Origin of the sequence: Mycobacterium numidiamassiliense (genome assembly GCF_900157365.1) — a bacterium.
GTDB classification, from domain to species: Bacteria; Actinomycetota; Actinomycetes; order Mycobacteriales; family Mycobacteriaceae; genus Mycobacterium; species Mycobacterium numidiamassiliense.
Genome location: NZ_FUEZ01000004.1, coordinates 3177298 through 3191549 on the forward strand (window position 1 = coordinate 3177298; position 14252 = coordinate 3191549).

At 64.6% G+C, this 14252-nt stretch carries 16 protein-coding genes and 1 pseudogene; 11 read left to right on the forward strand and 6 right to left on the reverse strand.

Annotated features, from left to right (window positions below; all coding sequences use genetic code 11):
- Window positions 1–25 precede the first annotated feature (25 nt).
- Window positions 26–874 (forward strand): aldo/keto reductase, encoded by an 849-nt coding sequence (locus MNAB215_RS23465; protein WP_077080918.1) that lies wholly within the window; start codon window positions 26–28, stop codon window positions 872–874.
- Between the two features lie 109 nt (window positions 875–983).
- A pseudogene (locus MNAB215_RS23470) lies at window positions 984–1175 on the forward strand (betaine-aldehyde dehydrogenase); the annotation flags it as partial.
- 23 nt (window positions 1176–1198) lie between these two features.
- Here MNAB215_RS23470 and zwf read toward each other — a convergent pair.
- Window positions 1199–2698: a glucose-6-phosphate dehydrogenase gene (gene zwf / locus MNAB215_RS23475; protein WP_077080919.1), complete on the reverse strand. Its 1500-nt coding sequence runs from the start codon at window positions 2696–2698 to the stop codon at window positions 1199–1201.
- Window positions 2699–2890: 192 nt separating this feature from the next.
- On the opposite strand from zwf, the gene MNAB215_RS29845 reads away from it, so the two are divergent.
- Window positions 2891–3061, forward strand: coding sequence for a hypothetical protein (locus MNAB215_RS29845; RefSeq protein ID WP_165691606.1), 171 nt, complete (start codon window positions 2891–2893; stop codon window positions 3059–3061).
- A 5-nt stretch (window positions 3062–3066) separates the two neighbouring features.
- On the opposite strand, the gene MNAB215_RS23480 is transcribed toward MNAB215_RS29845, so the two are convergent.
- Window positions 3067–3909: an LLM class F420-dependent oxidoreductase gene (locus MNAB215_RS23480; RefSeq protein WP_245830385.1), complete on the reverse strand. Its 843-nt coding sequence runs from the start codon at window positions 3907–3909 to the stop codon at window positions 3067–3069.
- A gap of 176 nt (window positions 3910–4085) precedes the next feature.
- On the opposite strand from MNAB215_RS23480, the gene MNAB215_RS23485 reads away from it, so the two are divergent.
- The gene (locus MNAB215_RS23485; protein ID WP_077080921.1) at window positions 4086–4730 is read left to right on the forward strand and encodes a cutinase family protein; all 645 of its coding nucleotides are present in this window, start codon (window positions 4086–4088) and stop codon (window positions 4728–4730) included.
- Window positions 4731–4784: 54 nt separating this feature from the next.
- Complete coding sequence (locus tag MNAB215_RS23490; protein ID WP_077080922.1) at window positions 4785–5972, forward strand: glycosyltransferase; 1188 nt, start codon at window positions 4785–4787, stop codon at window positions 5970–5972.
- A gap of 81 nt (window positions 5973–6053) precedes the next feature.
- Here the strand turns inward: MNAB215_RS23490 and MNAB215_RS23495 are convergent, their stop codons facing one another.
- Window positions 6054–6983 (reverse strand): DMT family transporter, encoded by a 930-nt coding sequence (locus MNAB215_RS23495; RefSeq protein ID WP_077080923.1) that lies wholly within the window; start codon window positions 6981–6983, stop codon window positions 6054–6056.
- A 96-nt stretch (window positions 6984–7079) separates the two neighbouring features.
- On the opposite strand from MNAB215_RS23495, the gene MNAB215_RS23500 reads away from it, so the two are divergent.
- From MNAB215_RS23500 to MNAB215_RS23510, 3 genes are all read left to right on the forward strand, one after another.
- Window positions 7080–7628 carry a thioredoxin family protein gene (locus MNAB215_RS23500; RefSeq protein ID WP_077080924.1) on the forward strand — a complete coding sequence of 183 codons (549 nt, stop codon included), beginning with the start codon at window positions 7080–7082 and terminating at the stop codon, window positions 7626–7628.
- A gap of 267 nt (window positions 7629–7895) precedes the next feature.
- Window positions 7896–8654, forward strand: coding sequence for a cutinase family protein (locus MNAB215_RS23505; RefSeq protein ID WP_077080925.1), 759 nt, complete (start codon window positions 7896–7898; stop codon window positions 8652–8654).
- Between the two features lie 137 nt (window positions 8655–8791).
- Entirely contained in the window at window positions 8792–9028 is a 237-nt protein-coding gene (locus MNAB215_RS23510; RefSeq protein ID WP_077080926.1) for a hypothetical protein, read from the forward strand.
- Window positions 9029–9070: 42 nt separating this feature from the next.
- Here the strand turns inward: MNAB215_RS23510 and MNAB215_RS23515 are convergent, their stop codons facing one another.
- Window positions 9071–9949 (reverse strand): alpha/beta fold hydrolase, encoded by an 879-nt coding sequence (locus MNAB215_RS23515; RefSeq protein ID WP_077080927.1) that lies wholly within the window; start codon window positions 9947–9949, stop codon window positions 9071–9073.
- Between the two features lie 8 nt (window positions 9950–9957).
- Window positions 9958–10362: a PPOX class F420-dependent oxidoreductase gene (locus tag MNAB215_RS23520; RefSeq protein ID WP_077080928.1), complete on the reverse strand. Its 405-nt coding sequence runs from the start codon at window positions 10360–10362 to the stop codon at window positions 9958–9960.
- A gap of 94 nt (window positions 10363–10456) precedes the next feature.
- On the opposite strand from MNAB215_RS23520, the gene MNAB215_RS23525 reads away from it, so the two are divergent.
- Window positions 10457–11500 (forward strand): class I SAM-dependent methyltransferase, encoded by a 1044-nt coding sequence (locus tag MNAB215_RS23525; RefSeq protein WP_077080929.1) that lies wholly within the window; start codon window positions 10457–10459, stop codon window positions 11498–11500.
- Window positions 11501–11529: 29 nt separating this feature from the next.
- On the forward strand, window positions 11530–12078 hold the full coding sequence (locus MNAB215_RS23530) for a cupin domain-containing protein (protein WP_077080930.1): 549 nt from the start codon (window positions 11530–11532) through the stop codon (window positions 12076–12078).
- 12 nt (window positions 12079–12090) lie between these two features.
- Here the strand turns inward: MNAB215_RS23530 and MNAB215_RS23535 are convergent, their stop codons facing one another.
- Entirely contained in the window at window positions 12091–13593 is a 1503-nt protein-coding gene (locus tag MNAB215_RS23535) for a flavin-containing monooxygenase (protein ID WP_077080931.1), read from the reverse strand.
- Between the two features lie 195 nt (window positions 13594–13788).
- Between MNAB215_RS23535 and MNAB215_RS23540 the strand changes: the two genes are divergently transcribed.
- Window positions 13789–14229: a Fur family transcriptional regulator gene (locus MNAB215_RS23540; RefSeq protein WP_077080932.1), complete on the forward strand. Its 441-nt coding sequence runs from the start codon at window positions 13789–13791 to the stop codon at window positions 14227–14229.
- Window positions 14230–14252: the final 23 nt, after the last annotated feature.

Here is a 14252-nt window from a genome sequence, read left to right on the forward strand (position 1 = left end):
CCCACTAGATCAGGAGGCTGAACACATGAGCTCTGTCCCGTCTATCGCCCTCAACGATGGGAACACCATCCCGCAGTTGGGGTTCGGCGTCTTTCAGATCAAGCCCGCCGCAACTGCCGCGGCGGTTCGTTCCGCCCTCGAGGTGGGCTATCGCCACATCGACACCGCGGAGATGTACGGCAACGAGAAGGAAGTCGCCCAAGGAATTCGTGACGCGGGATTGGACCGCGGCGAGGTATTCATTACGAGCAAGCTCAACAACGGATTTCACCGACCCGACGACGCGCGCCGCGCATTCGATGCGACGCTGACCGCCCTGGGCTCGGACTACGTCGACCTCTTCCTCATCCACTGGCCGCTGCCCACGCTGTACGGCGGCGATTTCGTGTCGACGTGGAACACCCTCGAAGAATTCGCCGCAGACGGACGCGCGCGCAGCATCGGCGTCTCCAACTTCCAGCCCGACCACCTGGATCGGCTTGCCGAAGGCTCCAAGACCGTCCCCGCCGTCAACCAGATCGAGGTGCACCCGTACTTCGGCAACGAGCAGGTGCGGGCCTACGACCACGCCCACGGGATCGTGACGGAGGCCTGGGCGCCGATCGCCCAGGGCAAGGTCCTCGACGACGAGGTGCTGGCCAAAATCGCCAAGCCGTTGGGCAAGACACCCGCGCAGGTGGTGCTTCGGTGGCACATCCAGCGGGGCGACATCGTGTTCCCCAAATCGGTCACCCTCGAGCGGGTGAAGGCGAACTTCGAGATCTTCGACTTCACTCTCAGCGCCGACGACATGAACGCGATCTCGGGCCTGGACCGCGGCGAGGACGGCCGCAACGGGCCCAATCCCGACAAGTTCGACTACATTCCCAACTGACCACTCCCCGAGCCGCTTTCGGTTCTCGAGTGACGCTGGACACCAGCTGGTTAAGCGCGTAACTTCGGCCTCGCGCGGTGAATCGCGGTGTGGCGAGAAGGGATTGGTCATGACGGTGCAGGCTGTTTTGGACGAGGTCCGCGAGCGGCCCGGTACCGGGGACGTGATCCCGATCTTCGACCCCTCCACCGAGGAACAGATCACCGAATTCACCGACGGCGGAGTCCAGGCCGTCAACGACGCGGTCGCTCGCGCCAAAGCCTCTGCTGAATCGGGTATTTGGTCCGCAGTCCTCGGACGAGCGTCAGACGCTTGCGAACGGAGCTACTTCTTTTCGCGCCATCCGCGCTCGAACGGTAACCGCCACGCATTGGGCGCAATCAACTGGTGAATGGCGTTGGGTCCCCACGTCCCGGCCGGGTATGACTTGACCGGCGGCGGATCGTCGAGCAGCGCCTGCGAACGCTCCCATAGCGATTCGATGCCCTCGGCCGTGGTGAACAGCGTGTGATCACCCCGCATCGCATCAAGGATGAGCCGTTCGTAGGCCTCCAACGTGGCGGACGAAGACGCGATCTCTCTCGACGAGAACTGCATGGACAGCTTGTCGAGCTTCATGCCGGGCCCGGGCCGCTTGCCGTAGAACGACAGTGACACCTTCGAGTTGTCCGCGAGGTCGAATGTCAGGTGATCGGGACCCTGAGTGCCCACGCCCGAGCCTGGCGGGAACATGCTCCGGGGCGCCTCTTTGAACGCGATCGAGATGATGCGGATGCCCTCGGCCATCCGTTTGCCGGTGCGCAGATAGATCGGTACGCCGGCCCAGCGCCAGTTGTCGATCGCGACCTTGAGCGCGATAAACGTCTCGGTATCGGAATCGCTTGCGACGCCTGGGGTTTCGCGGTATCCGCCGTACTGACCGCGCACCACGTCCGAGCAATTGATGGGCAGCATCGAGCGGAACACCTTGTTCTTCTCTTCGCTGATGGCATACGGCTCGAGTGCCGTCGGCGGCTCCATGACGACGAATGCCATCACCTGCAGCAGGTGGGTCACCACCATGTCCTTGTAGGCGCCGGTGTTTTCGTAGAAATTCGCCCGTTCATCCAGCCCCAGCGTCTCGGGAATGTCGATCTGGATGTGGTCGATGAAGTTGCGGTTCCAGATCGGCTCGAACAGACCGTTGGCGAAGCGGAACGCCAGGATGTTCTGGGCCGCCTCCTTGCCCAGGAAGTGGTCGATGCGAAAGATCTGGGCTTCGTCGAACGTCTCGTGCACGAAATCGTTGAGCGCCACCGCGCTGGCGAGGTCGGTACCGAACGGCTTCTCCATGATCACGCGGGACCGCTCGATCAGGTAGGCGTCGCGGAGCATACCGATGACGGCGCGGGCGGCCTTCGGGGGCACGGACAGGTAATGCAGGCGGCGCGTGTCGGGCCCCAACGTGATCTCGGCTTCCGCGACGGCAGCGGCGAGCGATGACGGCCCGGCGCTCTGCGGGACGTACCTGAGGATCTTCGAGAAGTCGTCCCACTGTTCGGGCGTCAGCTTGTGCGTGCCGAACGTCTCGATCGCGTTCTTCGCGAGTTCCCGGAACTCGTCATCGGTCAGGTCTTCGAGCGAGGTCGCGATGATCTGGATGTCGGGCGCGAGCTCGGATTGGTCCAGGTGAGCCAGGCCAGGGAGCAGCTTGCGTTTGGCCAGATCCCCCGTCGCGCCGAACAGGACGATGACGTGCGGATCGACGAACCGGTCATGGTCGTAGCGGTGGGGGCGGGACCCTGGAGCCGGGTAAGAGATGGTCTGTGCTTTCTTGGTGGCCACTCCCGCGATCCTTCCATCGCGGCGTCGTATTCGCAGCGCCTGGCAGCGCATCGGTGGTTCTTCACCATCAGATGTTCACCCGCGACCGGTAGCGGGGCTGCGCGAACCGGTTACAAACCGCGCGACGGGGTACGGGATAGCGACGGCCCACATCGACGGCGGCCCGAACGCCGAAGCCACAGGGAGAGTGACATGACTGCACCCGACAATGACTCCCCGACTCGCGCTCAGGACCTGGAAAACATCGTCGACGAGCTCGACGAGAAGGTCGCCCGTGAGCGGGAGGCAGAAGGTGTCCCCGGCAGGCGGAGCGACCGGGAAAATGCCACCAGGCGCGGCTCGGAAAACGAGCCGCCGGATTAGCGATCTCACTGACCTCGCCAGGTGAGCATCGTCTCCAGTTCGGAGAAGTCGTATCCGTTGGCGTCTGGGTGGATTTCGGTGGTGAACAACGTGACGCCTTCGTCCACGAAAGCGTCGGCCGTGCTGGCATCGGTCCAGGCCATCGCGCGTTCGATGTCGGCCTCGTCGCGTCCCGCGTCTGTGGCCAGCTGCTTGAGGAGCTCGTTCTTGCGCCGGAACTCCTCGATGGGTTCGAAGCTGTGCCAGATGTGGGCATGGCGTGCCGCGGCGGGAATGGTGCGCTTCTCCCCGCCGCCGCCGATCAGGATTGGAATCTGCCGTATCGGGCTGGGCGTTAAACGGTTGAGACGGTGTTCGATGCGCGCCAAGCTGTCGTCGAACCGGTCCATTCTCGATTTCGTGGTGCCGTATTCGTACCCGTATTCCATGAAGTCCTTCGGATACCAGCCGGCCCCGACGCCGAGGATCAGCCGTCCGCCGCTGATGTGGTCGACAGTGCGGGCCATGTCCGCGACGAGGTCGGGGTTGCGGTACGGGACACCGGTGACCAGCAGTCCGATCTCGGCCCGGTTCGTGATCTCACCCCATGACGCCAGCGCGGTCCACCCTTCGAAGTTGTTGACGTCGGGCTGGTCGTCGTCGAGCAGTGGACTGCCATCGACGATTTGGACGAACGGCTTGTGGAAGTGGTCGTAACCGAAGATGGCGTCGGCACCCAGTTCTTCGGCGTGCAGCACCGCCCGGCGCCAGGTCTGGTAGTCGGGCGTCCCGCCCGGCCATAGCTGAACCCCCACCCGCACTCGGCTCGGCCGGTATGACACTGCGCCGCTACTGGTTGAGTCGGTCACCTTTTCTTGCCTTCCAGGTTGTTGCTTGGTGTGCCACGGACCCCATGCTTAGGCATGTTGCTGCAGTCAGAGACGCTATCTCTACCGCTTCGCCAGGTCACCTACGCTCAAACTGCCCGAACAGGCAATTCCTTCCCACCCACGACCCGTCTTCGGCGGTGTGTAAGCATTTGAGGATGAGTGCACGCAGACTGGTTCGTATCGTTGGCGCCGCGGGTGTAGTGGCGGGGGCATTGGTGAGCACGCCCATTGGCAGTCCCGCCGCACTCGCCGATCCATGCTCCGACGTCGGAGTTGTGTTCGCTCGCGGCACCCACCAGGAACCCGGTCTGGGCAATATGGGCCAGGCATTCGTCGATTCGCTGACCTCGCAGCTCGGGGGTCGGTCGGTGGACGTCTACGCGGTCAACTACCCGGCGAACGACGACTACCACAACAGCGCGACGGCCGGCGCCAACGATGCGGCCGCCCACATCCAGGCCACGGTCGCCAGCTGCCCGAACACCAAGCTCGTGCTCGGCGGATACTCGCAGGGCTCCACGGTGATCGACTTGGCCAGTAATTCAATGCCCGCGCCGGTTGCCGATCACGTCGCGGCGGTCGCCCTGTTCGGCGAGCCGACCAGCAGTTTCTCCAGCATGTTGTGGGGTGGCCAGCCGTTGCCGACCATCAGCCCGCTGTATGGCCCCAAAACCATCAGCCTGTGCGCCCCCGACGACCCAATCTGCTCCCCGGGCGGCAACATCATGGCGCATGTTTCTTACATTGAGTCAGGGATGACCAACCAAGCCGCCACCTTCGCGGTGAACAGGCTGCACTGACATCGCGGTCACCCACTTCAGCCGTTAGCCATCGCCGCGAGTGAGGTTTAGCCGATGAAGGTTGTGCTCGCGGGCTATGGCAGTCGTGGCGATGTGGAGTGCTTGGCTGCCGCCGGTCGCGAGCTGATGCGCCGGGGCAACGAGGTGCGTATGGCGGTCACGCCTCATTTGGTCCCCTTCGTCAGATCAGTAGGGTTGGCTGCGGTCGCGTACGGGCCGGACTCGTGGGACCAGATGGAATCGGCCGCGGTCCTGGTGGACAACTACACGGCGAACGAGGCGGACCCCGTCGTCGCGCTGAACGAGGCGATTCAGAACGTCACCCAAGTCAAGGCGGCCAAGACCACGGCATTGACAGAGTTGGCCGACGGAGCCGATCTGCTGGTCGCCGGCTTCAACGAACAGGGTCTGGCTGCCAATGTTGCGGAATACCACGGTATTCCGCTTGCTGCGCTCTACATCTTCCCCAGGCGGGTCTGGTCGTCGTGGAACATGTTTACCCAATTGACGGAGCAGACCGACGATGCTCAGCGCCATTTATTGCGGTTGCCGAAGCGAACTGAACCGTCGACACCATTGGAGATCCAGGCCTACGACGAGCTCTATTTGCCTGGGCCGGCGGCCGAATGGGTGGAGCCAGATGGCCGACACCCCTTTGTCGGCGCGTTGGCGCTGGAGTTGCCGACCGATGCCGATCAGGAGGTGTTGTCGTGGATTGCCGCCGGAACGCCGCCGATCTATTTCGGGTTCGGCAGCACCCAGATCCCCTCCCCTGTCGAGACGGTCGCCGTGATCAGCGCGGCTTGTGCACGGCTGGGCGAGCGGGCGTTGATTTGCGGCGGCTGGAATGATTTCACCGATGTGCCGCGCTACGACCACACAAAGGTTGTGAGCGAGGTGAGCCACGCGGCCGTTTTCCCGGCTTGTCGGGCGGTCGCGCATCATGGCGGCGCCGGCGTCACGGCCGCCGGCTTGCGGGCCGGCATGCCGACCTTGATCCTTTGGTTCTGGCATGACCAGCCGATCTGGGCAGACGGCGTCACGCGACTCAAAGTTGGTACCGGGAGGGCTTTTACGGCCAGCACGCTGGACACATTGACCGCCGACTTGCGCTGCATTCTGGCCCCGCAGTACCTCACTCGAGCCCGTGAAGTCGCCGCTCAGATGACCGGATCGGCCGAAAGCGTCTCTCGCGCTGCCGATCTCCTTGAAGACGCCGCCGGGCTCAGGCCGTCGCGATAAGCGCGAACCGAACGTGCGGAACGCAACGCATGGCAGGCACCCCGCGACAGTCGCTCAGCGGCTGCGCGTCGGCCGTTTACGCTACCTACTGAGCACGCCGTTTTCGTTATCGTGCAGTGCGCCAGAGGCTTTCGAAGCCATGTTGGCCGGATCGGGGGCCTGATCGCGTCCCAGCGCGATGGTGGCAGCTACCATCGCGAAGACCGCTACGACCAGGGCCAGCGCCGCCGGACCCCGTACCGCGAGGTGTTCGCCGAGCACGACAACCCCGAGCAGGACCGCGACCACGGGCTCACCCACCAACATGATCGGAACCGAGGCCTGCAGGGCACCGGCGTGAAACGCCGAGTTCTGCACCAGGGTTACCGTCACCGCCAGCGCGACCAACACGTACGGGGCCGGGACGTTCATGAGCTCATGCCATCCGCCCACCGCGTAGCGGTGTGTGCAGACCTTCGTCACGACGGCGATCATGCCCAGCAGCACCGCCACCGCGACGGCCAGCAGCATCGCGCGCGCTCGTCCGGCGGTGCGCCGCGCGGCGAGCAGACAGGCGAGGACCACCGGGACGGCGATCGCCAACGCCAGAGTCCATGCCGGTATCGGCGGACGGTTGTGGCCTTCACGGGGCTGGCCAACCAGCACGAACACGGCGAGTGCGGTCGTCAGCAACAGGGCCCAGCCCCACTCGGCCGGCTTGATGCGCTGGTGGCAAAGCCTCGCGCTCAGGGGCAACGCGAACAGCAGCGAAGAGACCAGCAACGGCTGGACCAGCAATAGGGATCCATGGGCCAACGCCAGGGCCTGAAACACGTAGCCGGCGGCGGCGGCAAGGGTGCCTGCCCACCACAACGGGTGGCGCACCAAGGCCGACACCATCGTCGCCGACCGCTCTTGATCAGGCGGAACCTCTTGCGCGACGCGTTGCCGGACGACAATGCCAACCGCGGCCCAGAACGCGGCCAGCAAACCCGAGAAAATCGCGATTGCGTGCGACGCCACCCACCCCATGCCTCGTCGAATACCCCGGATGCCGATGCGGCTAACTCGCAATGCACCACGCCACCAGCCGAACTCGCACGCGCGATGCCGACGTAGGCTGGTGCGATGGCTATCGAGTCCACCATGCTCGCCCTTGGCACCCCCGCGCCGCAGTTCGCGCTGCCCGACCCAGCAACCGGTGACACGGTCAAGCTGGACGACCTCACGGGCGCTGCCCTGGTCGTCACCTTCATCTGCAACCACTGCCCGTATGTCCAGCATGTCGCCGCTGGACTGGCCGAGCTGGGCCGAGACCTCACTGCGCAAGGTGTGGCGATGGTCGCGATCTCCAGCAATGACATCACCAGTCACCCGCAGGACGGACCCGAGCAGATGGCCGCCGAGGCTCGCCGTCACGGCTGGACATTTCCGTACCTCTACGACGAGACGCAGGACGTTGCCCGCGCATTCTCGGCCGCCTGCACGCCCGACACCTTCGTGTTCGACGGCGAGCGTCGCCTGGTGTATCGAGGTCAGCTCGACGATTCCCGGCCCCGCAACGGCCTGCCGGTGACGGCGGCCGACGTCCGGGCGGCGGTGGAGGCCGTCCTGGCTGGGCGCGTGGTCGACCCCAATCAGCGGCCGTCGATAGGCTGCGGCATCAAATGGCGTTGAGCCGGCTCGCGGCGACCCCACGAGATAGCTTGCGGCTGTTCAAGTAACCGGGTCCCGATCCCCAATTGTTCACGACGCGACGGGAATCGAGACACACGTACATTCGACGACGGGGCCGGCGTTTGGCCGCGACAATCGTTGTTGTCAGCGACCCGGTTAAAATCTGCTGCGACAAGGACATTGGCGGGTGCGTTGATCGCCATCGCCACCGCACCGCGAATTATTTCGGAGGCGTGTGGAAGGTCACCCGTTTGAGGATTCGTTTCCATGGGCATTTATTGCCATATGAGCGCGCGTTACGTCCTTCGATTCCTGGCCGCTGCCGCTGTCGCTTTAAGCGCCCTCGGTGCGGCCCTGACCGCCGACGCCCCCTTCGCGTCGGCGGACCCGTGTCCCGACGTGCAGGTGGTTTTCGCCCGCGGTACCGGGGAGGATCCCGGCATCGGCCCGACCGGGCAGGCCTTCGTCGACCAGCTCCGCTCACGCGAGCCGGGCAAGTCCGTCGACGTCTACGCGGTCAACTACCCGGCCAGCAACGAATGGTCGACGGGTTTGGAGGGCATCACCGACGCGGGCGCACACGTGGTGTCCATGGCCGGTAATTGCCCCAAGACCAGGATGGTTCTCAGCGGGTATTCGCAGGGCGCGGCCGTGATGGGTTTCGTCACCTCGGCCGCGGTGCCCGATGGCGTCGACCCCGCGACGGTGCCCAAGCCGCTGGCTCCCGAGATCGCCCAACACGTCGCCGCCGTCGTGCTGTTCGGGATGCCCAATGTGCGTGCGATGAACTTCCTGGGCCAGCCGCCGGTTGTGATCGGCCCGACCTATCAGGCCAAGACGATCAAGGTGTGTGCGCCCGAGGACCCGGTGTGCTCGGACGGGCTGAACTTCGCCGCGCACGACACCTACGCCGACGACGCCAACATCGTCGACAAGGGGACTGACTTCGCGGTCAGCCGGCTCGACGCCACGCCCCCTGGACCGGTATCAACCGCGCACTCCCCGGGCGGCGGCTTCGGCAACTGAGCCACCGGCCGCGCCAGGTGGACCTGGGGAAACACGCAAATGTAGGGGTGTTGAACAACTCGTAGGAATTTCTTTGAGAGCCGCAGCACGGGCGTAACGTCGCAGTCCCCTCCACCTTGACGAATCGGGACGCCAAAATGCGAACACGAATTGCTACTTTTGCCGCCGCGGCGATTGTCATGGGCTCGGTGTCGATGGCCCCGCATGCGCAGGCCGCACAGGACCCGTACTACCCAACCGTTCCCACCAACCCTGGCACGCCGTCGTTGATCCAGCCGCTCGACTGCAACGGCACCACCGGTGGCCATGGCTGCGGTCCCGGCTGGACCTGGCGCAACGGCGACCGCGGGTGGGCCTGCTACCCCTGCAACTGACGCCGCAGGCCCCCCACGAACCGGCGATCACCCGATCGCCGGCTAAGGCGCTGGGCTGAGGAAGCCGCGAACCAATTCCGCGAAGTCGGCAGGGCATTCCAGTGGTGTGAAATGCCCTGCGCCAGAACAGAATTTAACGGTGACGTCGGAGAAGTATTCGTTCAGCCGGTCGGCCCAGTCCGGCGGGAAGAGTGGGTCGTGCCGCGGCCAAAGCACCCGGGTCGGCACCGCCGTGCGCTCGGCGGGATTGGGTGTGTGCTCGCCTAATGAGTGTGCGACGGTTCCAGCGCCGGCGCGGTACCACGCTATCGAGGCAGTGAAGGCTCCCGGAGCTTCGTATTCGGCGGCGAGCCGGTTCAGGTCGGCATCGGACAGGCGAAATCCCGGGCCCGACCAGTGGTCCCAGAAGTGGCGCAGATAAGCGCGGACCGCGGTTGGCTTTGCGTCAACCAGGTCCTCGATCAGGTCAAGCTGGTGGAATGCCTGATACCAGAATTCTCGCTGCGCGGGCTCCCTGAGGATGCGATCACCGACACCGGGCAACGGCGGCGAGAGAACGAGGCCGACGATCCGCCCGGGAAGCCGATGCGCCAGCGCCTGCGCGATCCGGCTGCCGATGTCGTAGCCGCCGACCACGACGCGCTCCAACCCCAACTCGTCGATGAGCGCGGCCACGCTGCGGGCCTGCGCGTCGGCGGTGTAGAACTGCCGCGGCTCCAGCAGGTGCTTGTCGGATTCGCCGAAACCACGTAGATCCGGCACCACCACATCGGCGACGTCGGCGAGGCGGGGTACCACCAGGCGGTAGTCGCGCCGATTGCCCGGCCAGCCGTGCAGCAAGACCACCGACTCGCGGTTCTCGGATCCAAAGCGGTCGAACGCCAGCCGAAAGCCGTTCACTGTCCTACTCGACGCGGACATGAGGACGGTCAGCCGGAGCTCGACGGCGTGATGCGCAAGGCGAACCGGGGTTTGCGGCCGCGCGCCGCGATGGCCTCGATCAGGGTCACGATCCGAAACTCCAACCCGTACTTGCGCTTGATCAATGCTTCAACCCGCGCGACGTCTTGAGGGTCCGTGAGTATTTCGGCGGTTCCGTCGACGACGGGCTGACCGGCCTGCAGCTTCCCCGTTCGTCCGCAGGGGGCCAGCGTGATGCGGGGATCGCGCCGGATCCGCTTGACCTTCCACGCGTCGGCCGGTGTCCAGGCCCACAGCAGGCCGCCGTCGCCGACGATCCACATCGGTGAGGCCACGGCTTCTCCGCTGCGCTTGAACGTCGTCAGCGACACGAACTTCTGCGATCCCAGACTTGCTGCGCTATCGGTGCTCATGGCCTCCCCTTCTCCTTCGCTAACGATCCCAGTCCGGTAATCCTCCCCCCCGCCCGACGGTGCGTCGGCGGGCTGGGTCGTGTACAAGAGTCTGATGGAGGATCGGCCCCCCAGGTCTTTCGACGCCTCGGTGCTGCGCGAAGCCACGGCCCGACGACTGTATCGGCGAACGGTGGCCGAGGGAAAGATCGCGCTGCCGGCCGTTCCGGCAATGATCGACGAGTACATGACCATGTGTCTCAACCTCTTCGCCAGTCTCGGAGTGAACTACACCGACGAGGAGTCTGCCCAGCTGAAGACGGTGCTGCAGGGCGAGCTGGGCAAGGCTTTCAAGGCCTCGTCACGGTCGAACATCGTCATCGAATTCAACGCGCCCTTCGGCGTGATGCTGAACTATCGCGTCAAACCCCAATGGTCGACCGTCGGGGGCGACTACGACACCTGGCTTAACGCGCGCGAGGGGCCACTGTTCGGCATCGAACCCGACGCCCGGGTCTGGGCGCTGGCTACCGAGGCGCCCGACCCCAGCGTCCATCGGGTTCTCGACATCGGCGCCGGCACGGGGCGTAACGCGCTGGCACTGGCCCGACGCGGGCACCCGGTCGACGCGGTCGAGGTGGCGACGAAGTTCGCCGACATCATTCGCTCGGAGGCCGAACGGGATTCGCTTGACGTACGCGTCATCCAGAATGACGTCTTCATGGCCGTGGAAGCTTTTGGGACGGAGTATCAGTTGATCGTGGCCTCGGAGGTGGTGCCCGATTTCCGGACGGCACAGGAGCTGCGTGGCCTGCTTGAACTGGCCGCCGAATCCTTGGCTCCCGGTGGGCGCCTGGTGTTCAACGCCTTCGAGGCACACGTGGACTACACCCCCGACGACGCCGCGCGAGAGCTTGCGCAGCAGTGCAACAGCACGTTTTTCACTCGCGATGAGTTCGCGGCGGCCGCCGCGGGGCTCCCACTGCGGCTCGTTGCCGACGATCCCGCCTACGAATACGAGAAGACCCACCTGCCCGCCGGCGCGTGGCCGCCGACCGACTGGTTTGACGGGTGGGCACGTGGGCTGGACGTGTTCGACGTCGACCCCGAGGAATCCCCGATCGAGTTGCGCTGGCTCGTGTACCAGAAGGAGGGTTGAGTCAGCAGACTAGTGGGGAGGTTTGTGTGATGGGAGATCTGGAATCCAACCGGCGTTCACTGCTCATGGCCGCCCCGCTGTTGCTGGCGGCGATCGCCGCCGGTGACAAGTCAGGCGCCGGCGGGGGCATCAAACTAGGCCCACCACCAAAAACGGGCCCGGACCCACGCGAGACCTTCGTCCAGCAATACGACCAGATCGGCTTTCAGCCGTGGGGCAACCTACCGCCGCACAGCGGCGAAATGGCCAAGCTATACGGCGATTTCGATAAGCCCGGCCCGTACCTGGTGCTGATGAAATGGAATCCGGGTTGGTTCAGCGCGCCGCATAGCTACGCGACCGACCGGATTCAGGTCGTGGTGTTCGGCACCTGGTTTGTCAACAGCGGCAACGAGTTTCAGCCGCAGGACGCGCTTCCGGTCGGGCCGGGCGGATACGTCAAGCGGACGGCGCGCACCCCACACTACGACGGCGTTCCGGCAAACCAGCCAGATCCTGCCGTGATCGCCGTCTTCGGGGTCGGCCCCGTCGACCAGTTGCTGATCGATCCCACACAGCCGTCGTTCCGGCAGGTGTGACGGCGGCCTTGCCTATCCGGCGGTCCCGCTGGGGGCCGTAGTGGTGAACCGATAGTCGTCCAGCGGGAACCGGCGGCTGCGCCAGTACGCCTCCAGTGTGGTGGCTGGGCGCAGCGCCACGTCGCCGTGCTTGTCGAAGTAGTAGCTGTTGGCCAGTCGGCAGGTGTCCTGCCAAAAGATCTGGCGGTGCCGCTTGCGCATCATCTCGGCGAAAAAGCGGTCATTGGCCTGCTGGCTGACCTCCACCCGAGTCGCGGACTTGCGGCGCGCCTGCTTGAGACAGCGGACGATGTGGCGGGTTTGTGCCTCGATCAGAGCAAAATACGACGACCCGACAAAGCCGTACGGACCGAAAACCGTGAACATATTGGGAAACCCAGGAACGCTGACGCCTTCATAGGCCTGCAGCCGGTTCTCATCCCAGAAACCGGCTAGGGACTGTCCCCCGACACCGCGGACCGGATAGGTGGGGATGTTGTCGGCATCGAGCACCTTGAATCCGGTCGCGAGGATCAGGACATCGGCATCGTGGGACTCGCCGTCACTGGTGGCAACCCCGCCGCCGGTGATCTTGTCGATGGGGGTGGTCACCAGCCTTACGTTGTCGCGGTTGAACGTCGACAGGTACGTGTTGTGAAAACCCGGCCGTTTGCAGCCCACCGCGTAACGGGGAGTCAGTTTGTCACGCACCACCGGGTCACGAACCTGCTTGCGCAGGATGGCCTTTCCGATGTCGTCCATATGCCGGGCCATCGGATTCACCGTGAAATAGTGCGCGGCCAGTGGAAAGGTCAGTTCCACATAGGCTTGGCTGATCAGTCGCTGCAGCGCCTTACCGCCCGGGACCCGCATCGCGACGTGTGCCGCAGTCGACAGCGGGACGTCAGCTTTGGGGAAGCACCAGATCGGTGTGCGCTGAAAAACGGTGAGGTGCTTGACGATTGGCGCAATCTCTGGGATCACCTGAACAGCGGAAGCGCCGGTGCCGATAATCGCCACCCGCTTGCCGGCGAGGTCTTGACCATGGTCCCATCGCGCTGTGTGCAAGGTGATGCCGGCGAACGAGTCGACCCCGTCGATATCCGGCAGGTTCGGGATGGTGAGCACGCCGCTGGCGTTGATCAAGAAGCGGGCGGTCACCGATCCGCCGGGATCAAGGTCGATCCGCCACAGATCGTTCTCCTCGTCGAAGGCGGCGCCAATCACTTTGGTGTTGAACCGGATTCGCGACCACAATCCGTACTTGGTGGCGCAGTGCTCGGCATAAGCCCGCAGTTCGTGGCCGTGGGCGTAAGTGCGTGACCACTGCGAACTCTGTTCGAAGGAGAACTGGTAGGCAAACGACGGAATATCCACGGCGATCCCGGGATAGGTGTTCCAAAACCAGGTGCCCCCTACACCCTCGCCGGCTTCGACAATCTGGTACCCGTTCATTCCGGCAGCGTCCAGCCCGATGGCAGCGCCGATTCCCGAGAAGCCGGCACCAACGATCAGGGTCTGGAAGTCAGGATGCAAGCGATCGTCCTTTCGTTCACGCGGGTGCGACGGCAATCTCAGCGTCTCGTTCAGGGCGCAGGATGGCAAGGGTTTAGCTCGTCACTCGTCTGGGTGAATCGGCTCCACGCGGTCGCGCCGTGTTCGCCAGATATTTTCTCGGGCTACCCCGAGAAAGTCTTGACCGATTCCAGATAAGTGCGACATATTGACAGTGTGTCGTCAACGTCGGACTACGCGGAGCAGCTGCGTTTGGCCGATCTCCGGGTAACCCGACCAAGAGTCGCCGTCTTGGAAGTCGTGCACGACCACCCGCACGCCGACACCGAGACGATCTATTCGGCCGTGCGGAACGGCCTGCCCGATGTCTCCCGGCAGGCGGTCTACGACGTGCTTAATGCGCTCACCTCCGTCGGTTTGATCCGGCGCATCCAGCCCCTTGGGTCGGTGGCCCGCTATGAGTCGCGGGTAGGAGACAATCACCACCACCTCGTGTGCCGGTCCTGCGGGGTCATCGCCGACATCGACTGTGCCGTCGGCGATACGCCCTGCCTGACTCCGTCCGACGACAACAACGTTCTGGATGGCTTCGTCCTCGACGAGGCGGAAGTCATCTACTGGGGCTTGTGTCCGAATTGCTCCAGCGTCGTGCCCTGATCACAGCCGTGATCGCAGCCCAC

Excerpts from the sequence above, each read along its gene's own strand:
- MNAB215_RS23485 (WP_077080921.1), top strand. The coding sequence starts at position 4,086 with ATGAGTGCACGCAGACTGGTTCGTATCGTTGGCGCCGCGGGTGTAGTG.
- MNAB215_RS23510 (WP_077080926.1), top strand. The coding sequence starts at position 8,792 with ATGCGAACACGAATTGCTACTTTTGCCGCCGCGGCGATTGTCATGGGC.
- MNAB215_RS23500 (WP_077080924.1), top strand. The coding sequence starts at position 7,080 with ATGGCTATCGAGTCCACCATGCTCGCCCTTGGCACCCCCGCGCCGCAG.
- MNAB215_RS23495 (WP_077080923.1), bottom strand. The coding sequence starts at position 6,983 with ATGGGGTGGGTGGCGTCGCACGCAATCGCGATTTTCTCGGGTTTGCTG.
- MNAB215_RS23515 (WP_077080927.1), bottom strand. The coding sequence starts at position 9,949 with ATGTCCGCGTCGAGTAGGACAGTGAACGGCTTTCGGCTGGCGTTCGAC.
- MNAB215_RS23520 (WP_077080928.1), bottom strand. The coding sequence starts at position 10,362 with ATGAGCACCGATAGCGCAGCAAGTCTGGGATCGCAGAAGTTCGTGTCG.
- MNAB215_RS23530 (WP_077080930.1), top strand. The coding sequence starts at position 11,530 with ATGGGAGATCTGGAATCCAACCGGCGTTCACTGCTCATGGCCGCCCCG.
- MNAB215_RS23490 (WP_077080922.1), top strand. The coding sequence starts at position 4,785 with ATGAAGGTTGTGCTCGCGGGCTATGGCAGTCGTGGCGATGTGGAGTGC.
- MNAB215_RS23465 (WP_077080918.1), top strand. The coding sequence starts at position 26 with ATGAGCTCTGTCCCGTCTATCGCCCTCAACGATGGGAACACCATCCCG.
- MNAB215_RS29845 (WP_165691606.1), top strand. The coding sequence starts at position 2,891 with ATGACTGCACCCGACAATGACTCCCCGACTCGCGCTCAGGACCTGGAA.
- MNAB215_RS23525 (WP_077080929.1), top strand. The coding sequence starts at position 10,457 with ATGGAGGATCGGCCCCCCAGGTCTTTCGACGCCTCGGTGCTGCGCGAA.
- MNAB215_RS23505 (WP_077080925.1), top strand. The coding sequence starts at position 7,896 with ATGGGCATTTATTGCCATATGAGCGCGCGTTACGTCCTTCGATTCCTG.